This window comes from Aquabacterium sp. (assembly GCF_036279675.1).
Taxonomy (GTDB): Bacteria; Pseudomonadota; Gammaproteobacteria; order Burkholderiales; family Burkholderiaceae_C; genus Aquabacterium.
In genome coordinates this window covers 1-8,718 of sequence record NZ_DASUIS010000079.1, presented here as the reverse complement: position 1 = coordinate 8,718, position 8,718 = coordinate 1, and the positions used below count along the sequence as shown (strand labels likewise).

8 protein-coding genes are annotated in these 8,718 nt (G+C 63.4%); 1 reads left to right on the top strand and 7 read right to left on the bottom strand.

All coding sequences use genetic code 11. The features are described from left to right. The 7 genes from VFW93_RS09880 to VFW93_RS09850 form a co-directional block, all read right to left on the bottom strand. On the bottom strand, nucleotides 1-136 hold a 136-nt coding region (locus tag VFW93_RS09880), incomplete at its 3' end, for an acyl-CoA dehydrogenase N-terminal domain-containing protein (RefSeq protein WP_329693829.1). Nucleotides 137-159: 23 nt separating this feature from the next. Further along, nucleotides 160-1,176: a YeiH family protein gene (locus tag VFW93_RS09875; RefSeq protein WP_329693828.1), complete on the bottom strand. Its 1,017-nt coding sequence runs from the start codon at nucleotides 1,174-1,176 to the stop codon at nucleotides 160-162. Nucleotides 1,177-1,191: 15 nt separating this feature from the next. Further along, complete coding sequence (locus tag VFW93_RS09870) at nucleotides 1,192-2,835, bottom strand: 3-(methylthio)propionyl-CoA ligase (protein ID WP_329693827.1); 1,644 nt, start codon at nucleotides 2,833-2,835, stop codon at nucleotides 1,192-1,194. Nucleotides 2,836-2,927: 92 nt separating this feature from the next. Continuing rightward, nucleotides 2,928-3,914: a tripartite tricarboxylate transporter substrate binding protein gene (locus VFW93_RS09865; RefSeq protein WP_329693826.1), complete on the bottom strand. Its 987-nt coding sequence runs from the start codon at nucleotides 3,912-3,914 to the stop codon at nucleotides 2,928-2,930. Between the two features lie 39 nt (nucleotides 3,915-3,953). Continuing rightward, nucleotides 3,954-5,357 (bottom strand): alpha/beta fold hydrolase, encoded by a 1,404-nt coding sequence (locus VFW93_RS09860; protein ID WP_329693825.1) that lies wholly within the window; start codon nucleotides 5,355-5,357, stop codon nucleotides 3,954-3,956. Nucleotides 5,358-5,367: 10 nt separating this feature from the next. Continuing rightward, nucleotides 5,368-6,216 (bottom strand): TauD/TfdA dioxygenase family protein, encoded by an 849-nt coding sequence (locus VFW93_RS09855; protein WP_329693824.1) that lies wholly within the window; start codon nucleotides 6,214-6,216, stop codon nucleotides 5,368-5,370. A gap of 126 nt (nucleotides 6,217-6,342) precedes the next feature. Next, nucleotides 6,343-7,014, bottom strand: a complete 672-nt coding sequence (locus VFW93_RS09850; RefSeq protein ID WP_329693823.1) for an NAD(P)H-dependent oxidoreductase — start codon at nucleotides 7,012-7,014, stop codon at nucleotides 6,343-6,345. Nucleotides 7,015-7,141: 127 nt separating this feature from the next. Between VFW93_RS09850 and VFW93_RS09845 the strand changes: the two genes are divergently transcribed. After that, the gene (locus VFW93_RS09845; protein WP_329693822.1) at nucleotides 7,142-8,134 is read left to right on the top strand and encodes an AraC family transcriptional regulator; all 993 of its coding nucleotides are present in this window, start codon (nucleotides 7,142-7,144) and stop codon (nucleotides 8,132-8,134) included. The last annotated feature ends 584 nt before the right edge of the window (nucleotides 8,135-8,718 follow it).

Below are 8,718 nucleotides of genomic sequence, written 5' to 3'. Positions count from 1 at the left end.
TGGCGCACTCCTCCAGCACGGCTTGCGCCGTCTCCAGACCGGCGTCTTCGAAGCCAGGCAACTGCGCCACCTGGGCGATGTTGGCCAGGTGCTCGATGTCAAAAAGCATGTCCTTCAGGGGTGCGATGTAGCTCATGGGGGTACCCAAATAAAGAAGAATCAAACGGCCAAAAGACCAACAAAAAGGGCTGCCAGAAACACCGTCTCCAGCACCATCAGCGCGACCGGCTTCCAACCCACCGTGAGAATGTCCTTGAGGTGGGTTTTCATGCCGATGGCAGCCATGGAGGCGATCAGGCACCACTGGGAAGCGCTTTTGCCAGCGTTGACCAGAGCAACCGGCAGCCACCCCGTGCTGTTGATGGCCACCAGCACCGCAAATGCGACCGCGAACCAGGGCAGCAAGGGCGGACGCGTGCCCGTGCGGCCGTCGCCGTTGGCCACTTCATGTCGGCGCGCCAACCAGGCTGCCAGCGCAATCACGGGCAACAACATGGCCACGCGCATGAGTTTGATCAGCGTGGCCACATCACCCGCCTCATGCGAGATGCTGTAGCCCGCACCGACCACCTGCGCCACGTCGTGGATGGTGCCGCCGATGAAGGCTCCGGCCTGTACTGGCCCCATCCCCAGCCACTGCGTGAGCAGGGGATAGAGCACCATCGCCATCGTTGACAGGGTGCTCACACCAATGACGGTGAAGAGCGTGGCCTGTTCCTTGCGCGGGTGTGCTGGCATGGCGGCTGAGAGCGCCAGCGCCGCCGAGGCACCACAAATGGCCACCGCCCCGCCGGTGAGAAGACCAAAGAACATTCGAAAACCCAGCAAGCGGGCCAACACCACACCCACGCCGATGGTCAACGCCACCGCCAACACCACCATCAGCATCGGCGGCCAGCCCAGGGCCATCACCTGGTCAACGGTGATGCGCAGGCCCAGAAGCGCCACGCCCAGGCGCAGCACCGCTTTGGCGGTGAACTCGATGCCCGCAGCGCTGCGGCTCTTCTGCCCGCCCTCCTCCTGCGTCAGGAAGTTCAGCGCCATGCCCAGCAAGAGGGCAAAGAGCATGACCGGTGCACCGTAGTGCTCCGAGAGGAACATGGCCGCCACCGCCACCACGGCGCTGATGGCCAGGCCGGGCAGCAGGGGCGTGAGACGGGCGCGGAGATCGGGCATACGAAGGCTCGGCGCTCAGGCGGGGGACAGCAGGTGGTCCTGGAACTGCTCGCGCAGCCGGTTCTTGAGCATCTTGCCGGTGGCGCCCAAGGGAATGGCGTCCACAAACACCACGTCGTCCGGGGTCCACCACTTGGCGATCTTGCCCTCGAAGAAGGCCAGCAGGTCTTCCTTGCTCACCTCGGCGTTGGGCTTCTTGACCACCACCAGCAGCGGGCGCTCGTCCCACTTGGGGTGTTTGGCCGCAATACACGCGGCCATCGCTACTGCCGGGTGGGCCATGGCGATGTTCTCGATGTCGATGGAGCCGATCCACTCGCCCCCGCTCTTGATCACGTCCTTGGCACGGTCGGTGATGTTCATGAACCCGTCCGCATCGATCGTGGCCACGTCTCCGGTGGGGAACCAGCCGTGGCCTGCGCTGTCGGACACCAGCGGGCTCTTCTCTCCCTTGATGTACTGCTGCACCACCCAGTGCCCGCGCACCAGCAGCTCGCCCGAAGACTTGCCGTCCCACGGCAGCTCCGCCCCGTCTTCGCCGACGATCTTCATGTCGATGCCAAACACGCCCCGGCCTTGCTTGGCCTGGATGGTGCGGCGCTGCTCTGTGGGCAGATCGAGTTGATGGCCTTTGAGGATGCCCACGGTGCCGATGGGATACAGTTCGGTCATGCCCCAGGCGTGGATGACCTCCACGCCGTAGGTGTCTTCAAACGTACTCATCATGGCCGGCGGGCAGGCCGAGCCGCCAATGATGGTGCGGCGCATGGTGCTGAAGCTCAAGCCGTTGACGCTGACATGGGCCAGCAAACCCTGCCAGACCGTGGGCACACCGGCCGAGACCGTGACACCTTCCGCTTCGAACAGCTCGTGCAGGCTCTTGCCGTCCAGGCCCGGGCCGGGAAACACCAGCTTGGCCCCCACCATACAGGCCGAATACGGAAGGCCCCAGGCGTTGACATGGAACATGGGCACCACGGGCAGGATGGCGTCGCGGGCGGAGAGGTTCAGGGCATCGGGCAGGCTGGAGGCGAAGGTGTGCAGCACCGTGGAGCGGTGCGAATACAACACGCCCTTGGGGTTGCCGGTGGTGCCGCTGGTGTAGCACAGGCTCGATGCGGTCAGTTCGTCGAACTCGGGCCACTCAAAGTGGTCGTTGGGCTCGCCAGCGATCAGATCCTCGTAGCAGATCAGGCCCGGAATCTTGGGCACAGCGGGCATGTGGTCCTTGTCCACCATGAGCACGAACTTGCGCACGGTCTTGAGGCGATCGGCCACCTGTTCGACCAGCGGCAGGAAGGTCTTGTCGAAACACAGCACCTCGTCCTCGGCGTGGTCGGCAATCCACACCAGCTGGTCGGGGTGCAGGCGCGGGTTCAGGGTTTGCAGCACGGCGCCACTGCCCGAGACGGCGTAGTACAGCTCCAGGTGGCGGTAGGTGTTCCAGGCGATGGTGCCCACGCGCACGCCCGGGGCCATGCCCAGGTTGGCCAGGGCCTTGGCCAGCTTGCGCGAACGCGACGCGAGATCGGCGTAGGTGTAGCGGTGGATGTCGCCTTCGACGCGGCGTGAGACGATCTGCTGGCCAGCATGGTGGCGCTCGGCGTGACGCAGCAGGGATGAGATCAGCAGCGGCTGCTGCATCATTTGGCCTTGCATGGGAGTGCTCCTGAAAAAATGGGGCCGGAGCGGAAGAGGCTCCCGTCCGGCCCTGGGGCGGCACACTGACGGCGCCGCGTGATGAAGAGGATTTATTCGGGCTTGAAACCGATGGCCTGCAGGGCAGCCGCCTGTTTGTCGGAGGCGGTCTTGAGCGACGCCATCAACTCATCAGGGGTGGCGTTGCCACCAACCGCCCAGCCCATCTTGCCGTACGCCTCGCGCAGTTTGGGGTCCTGCAAGGCCTTGAGCGTGGCCTCGCGCATCTTCTGCTGGATCGGCGCCGGCATGTCGGGCGTGGTCCACAGGCCAATCCAGATGACCTCGGTGAGGTCCTTGTAGCCCAGCTCGGCGAAGGTTGGCACGTCGGGGAACATGGGCAGGCGCTGCGGTGCGGTGGTGGCCAGGACCTTGAGACGGCCCGACTTCACGTGAGGCTCCACGTTGCCGGCCCCATCAAACGACACCTGTACCTGTCCACCCATGAGATCTTGCAGCGCGGGCGGCGAACCTTTGTAGGCGATGTGCACCATGTCCAGGCCTGCGAGCTTGTTCAGCTCGATCCCCAGCGTGTGCGACAGCGTGCCGGCACTGTACGAGGCGAAGTTGATCTTGCCCTTGTTGGCCTTGGCGTAGTTCACGAACTCCGGCAGCGTGTTGGCCGGTACCTGGTTGTTGGCGGCCATCACCAGCCCGAACCGGCTGAGTTCAGCAATCGGACGCAACACCTTCATCGGATCGAAGGGCACTTTGACCGCATGGGGAATTTCAGACGCGATGGCGTTGAGCTGGACCATGAAGGTCGAGCCGTCGCGCGGCGACTTGAGCAGGTCACCGGCACCAATGAGGCCTGCCGCGCCGGGCTTGTTGTCCACAATGACCTGCTGCCCCAGCAGTGGCGTGAGGCGCTCGGCCAGCACGCGGGCCGCGAGGTCGACCCCGCCGCCAGCCGGGCCACCGACCACCAGGCGAACGGGTTTGTCAGGCCACGCCTGGGCCAGTGCTGTTGGCACCACGCCACCCAGCGTGGCGAGGACGGCCGCACCTGCGATGGCACGGCGTGTGAGTAAATTTTTCATGCTTTGTCTCCTCGTCTTGGTCGGGACGGTCAGTCAGCGTCAGGCGCTGAAGCTGGACACGTCGATGGGCGTGATGCCCTGCTGCTTGCAGTAGCTCACGTAGCGTTCCATCATGGTCTTCCAGTTTTCGATGGCCAGCACCGCGCCTTCGGGCGTCACGATGTTCCAGTCGCCCTGCACGATGTTGAGCGTGATGACCTCTTCGTCGCCCACGTTCACCGGCGTGTGACGGGACGCTGCGGTTTCGAACACGAAGCTGCCGGGGGTGCCGGTCCAATCGTGTTCCAGGTATTTCCACTTGCCGGCAATGGTCCACACCATCACGGTGCCCGCATGGTGGTGCATGGGCAGCTCCATGCGACCGGGGATCTTCAGCAGCGTCACCCATTCGCCACGGATCGGGTCCACCTTGATCAGCTTGAGCAGGATCTCGTTGCTGTAAGGCGTGAACGGGATCCAGGGCATGGATTCGACGTCGATCAGGGCGGTGTCAATGGTTTCGTAAAACATGGAAGAGCCTTTCTGGGCTGGAGGAGTGGAAACGAGGGGGCGGGCGTTGCGGCGGGCGGCTTCTTCCTTGGCCACGGTGGCAAAGAAGTCTTGCAGCCGCTCAACCACCCAGGCGGGTTTTTCTTCGGGAATCCAGTGGCCACAGCCTTCGGCCACGCCACCGCGCACGTCATCGGCCATGTGCTGCCAGGAGTCCATGGCGAACAGACCACGGCCCACGTTGGCGGCACCGCCGCCGTATACGAGGATGGGCATCTGCAACTTGCCCTGCTTGAGGAACGCCATGTTGTCCTTGGCGTCCTGCGACATGGCGCGGTAGTAGTTGAAGCCAGCGCGCATCGCACCGGGCTGGGTGTAGGTGCGCAGGTACTCGCGTTGGGCCTCTTCGGCCACCGCGTCCGGGCGTGCACCGCCCTTGCGGAACATGTAGCGCAGGTAGAGGTCTTCACGGCCAGCCACCAGGGCTTCGGGCAAGTCGGCCTCGCCATGAAAACCGAAGTGCCAGCGGCCCAGCGCGGTGAGGATGGTGCCATCGCCCGGCACCGGCGCATCGAAGATGGCCATGCCACGCACGGCGTCGCGGTGTTGGGCGGCCAAGGCATAGGCCACCGGGCCACCCCAGTCATGCGCCGCGACGAAGAACTGCTTCTCCCCCAGCACGTCGTGCATCAGGCGCCAGATGTCCTGGGCCACGGTCTTGGTGTCGTAGCCACCGGCGGGGCGGGACGAGTCGCCCAGACCGCGCATGTCCACCGCGATCACGCGGTGGTTCTGCATCATGCCGGGCAGCACATCGCGCCACATGTACCAGGTCTGGGGCCAACCATGAAGGAACACGATGGCCGGGCCTTCGCCGCCGGTGACGTAGTGCAGCCGCACGTCGCCGAGGTCGGCGTATTCGTGGTGCAGGCCGAGTTGGAGGGGGCGGTCCATGGTCGGCTCCTCAGAACGGGCGGTCGCCCATGATGGTGGCGCGGTTCATGCGGCGGTTGCAGGGCGGGTAGTCCATCACCGCGTAGTGCTGCGTGCAGCGGTTGTCCCAGATGGCAATGGAGCCCGGGGTCCAGCGCCAGCGCATCTGGTACTCGGGGATGAAGGACTGGGCGACCAGGTACTCCAGCAGGTTGGACATGCCGGGGTGGAAGTCCTGCCCAAAGCGCACGTTCTTGGCGGTGTGGAAGTTGGTGAAGTGGGTGATGAAGCCGCCCGTCATCAGGCTCTTCTTGCCGGTTTCGGGATGGGTGCGCACCACCGGATGCTCGGGATCGGGGAAACGCGCCTTCATCGCCAGACGCTCCTCTGCGGGTTTGGCGGCCATGAAGGAGGCTTCCATGCTGTGGCGGGCACGCAGGCCAGCGATGGTCTCTTTGACGTGGTCGGGCAGGCGCTCGTAGGCCAGCTCCATGTTGGCCCACATGGTGTCGCCGCCCACCGGCGGGCATTCCAAGCAGCGCAGCACCGCGCCCATGGGTGGGTTTTCGCGCCAGGTGGCGTCGTGATGCCAACTGTTCTCGTAGCGCTCGGGTGGGCTGTCGGGCGTCTTCCAGATCTGGATGATGCCGGGCTCGCCGCTGGTGCTGGGGGCCAACGGGTGGTCCTCCAGGTCGCCAAAGATGCGGGCGAAAGCTGCATGCTCCGCGTTGGTCATTTCCTGGTCGCGGGCGAACAGCACCTTGTGCTTGAGCAGCGCAGCCTTGACCTCGCCAGCCATGTCGGCATTGCGTCCGGCTTCGGCCAGGTTGACGCCCTGGATTTCGGCGCCAATAGCGCAGGTGAGCGGTACAACTTTCATTTCTGTCTCCTCTTGTGCTGCGCCACGGCAGCGGTGTGGGTGGATGGAATTCTGTGCGTGGTCGGTCGACTTGACTTGACCAAACGGGAACTTAGATTGACATTTTGGGAATACTGGTGAAAACCCTCAGATCGCCATCGGGTAGGCCAAGGCGGCCTCTTCTTCCAGTGATTGCAGGCGGGTGCGCCACGACTCCAGGTAGGTTCGCCGCGCGTCCTGGGTGATGTAGGGGATGTGCCAGCCGATGAAGGGCGGCAACACGTCCATGCCGGTGTAGGCCAGCGTGCCCTGCAACAGGTGCTTGAGCATGTCCTTCATGGGACCGTGGACCCCATCAGCAGCGAACATGTGTTCCTGCCCGCCCAGCGTCAGGCTGACCAGCGCACGTTTGCCCTTCAAGCCGCCTTGGCTGTAGAACCGCTTGCCACCATAGACCTTGCCAGACACCAGGACACGGTCAATCCAGCCCTTCATGATGGCGGGCGTGGAGCACCAGAACAGCGGGAAATTGAGGATCAACAGATCGCACCAGAGCAACTTGTCCAGCTCGGCTTGGATATCGGCGGCAAGGGTGCCGGTGTCCACCCCGTGGCGCTGCTCCAGGGCATAGACGCAGTAGTCGGGGTTGGCGCGCTGGTTGAAGTCGGCACTCGAAGCCACGGGATTGAATCCCATAGCGTACAGATCCGATACCTGTACCTCGTGGCCCTGATGACGCAGCTCCTCCACCGCAGTCGACATCAAGGCCGTGCTGAACGACCGGGGCTCGGGGTGCGCGTGAACTATGAGTGCCTTCATGTCTGTCTCCGTCTGTGGCCACTCAAATCAAGTGGCCCCACGGTGCAGATTCTGTGCATCACCGACCCATTTGACTTGACAATTTGGGAATTGCAGTTGACATTTTGGGCATGCAGGTGAAAACAACATGACCGCCCTGTTGCGCGCTGCCGCGCTGACCCATTTCGAACAGGTGGCGAGCGAATGTGGACTGGACGCCAGACAGCTGGTGGCCGAAGTTGGACTGCCCGAACGTTGCCTGCGCGAACCGGACCTGACCATCTCGGCCTTGCAGACCTGCACCTTGCTGGAACTGGCTGCCGAACGCGCACGCGAACCTGCATTTGGTCTTCGCATGGCGGCCACGCGCCGGCTGTCGAACCTGGGGCCGCTGGGTTTGCTGCTGCGAGATCAGCCCACGCTGCGGCATGCGCTGGAAGAGTTGGTTGCCCACATTCACCTGCATAACGAAGCGTTTTCGCTGTCCTTGGTGCAAGACGGGGACTGGGTCTGTCTGCGCGAGGAAACGGTGCTCGAAGGTGGGCAATCCGTGCGTCAGGCGGTGGAAATGGCCATGGGCACCACCTTCCGGCTGTTGCGTATCTTTCTGGGTGACAGCTGGCAACCCCGGCACGTGAGCTTTCGGCACGCCGCGCCGACGAATACCGGTTGGCACCGCAAGGTGTTTGGTGGTTCGGTTGTGTTCGGCCGTGAGTTCAACGACATCATCTGCAATGCGCGCGACTTGCAGGCGCCCAACCCGGGTGCCGATCCGGTCATGGCGCGCTACTCGCTGCGATTGCTCGAAGCGGAACATGGCCAGCACACCAGCATGACCGACCGCGTACGCCGGCTGGTCGTGTTGCTACTGCCTCGAGGGCATTGCCGTGCCGACGTGATCGCCCAGCATTTGGGGGTTGATCGCAGAACAGTGACCAACCGACTGAACGCTGAAGGCACCGGATTCAAGGCGCTGGTGGATGCCATGCGTTGCGATCTTTTGGCCAGTTATATGCAAGACGGCTCCCGCCCACTGTCGGACGTCGCGAGTCTGCTGGGATTCTCAGAACTCAGTGCCTTCTCTCGGTGGCATCGCCAGCAGTTTGGGACAACGGCGTCACATCGGTCCAGACAACGCTGAGTTGTTCTGTCGAGTACGAAGCACTTTGCTACCAAAGGGGATCTGCTCGCGAGGGCCACGCGGCCCGATAAAACAACAAAAAGAATTGCCGAGCTTCCAGTCGAGTGTGGCGATGCCCCGGAAATTCAAGACTTTGGGTCGGCGGATTTGCATGCACTCCCTTTCGATGATTGCCGGGTGTGGACTTCTGGATTCCGCCTTGATCGTCGTAAGTCACCTGTGTTGCTGTCAGTATGACCGTCTCGGGCGGGCGCACCACAGCGCCGAATGTCCGCATGCTGAACTGTCAAACGGCTCGATGTGACCTAAATCCGGTGTGCCGTACCAGAATGACGCCGAACGTCTGGCGTTGATCTAGCGGTCTGGGGCACTCAATGTCTGCCTTGACTCGACCACTGGCGGTCGATCGGTTCGCCCTGCAGGGCTGACCCCAGCTTGGTGCGGGTTCCTTCGCAGGAGCACCTACAGGCGGCGATCCAACCCAACAAGCCCATACTTGGCTTCGCCCCCAGCGCGCCCCTGAAACGAAACAAGGACCCGAAGATCCTTGTTTTGACTGGCATTTTTTGGGGTGGCTGATGGGA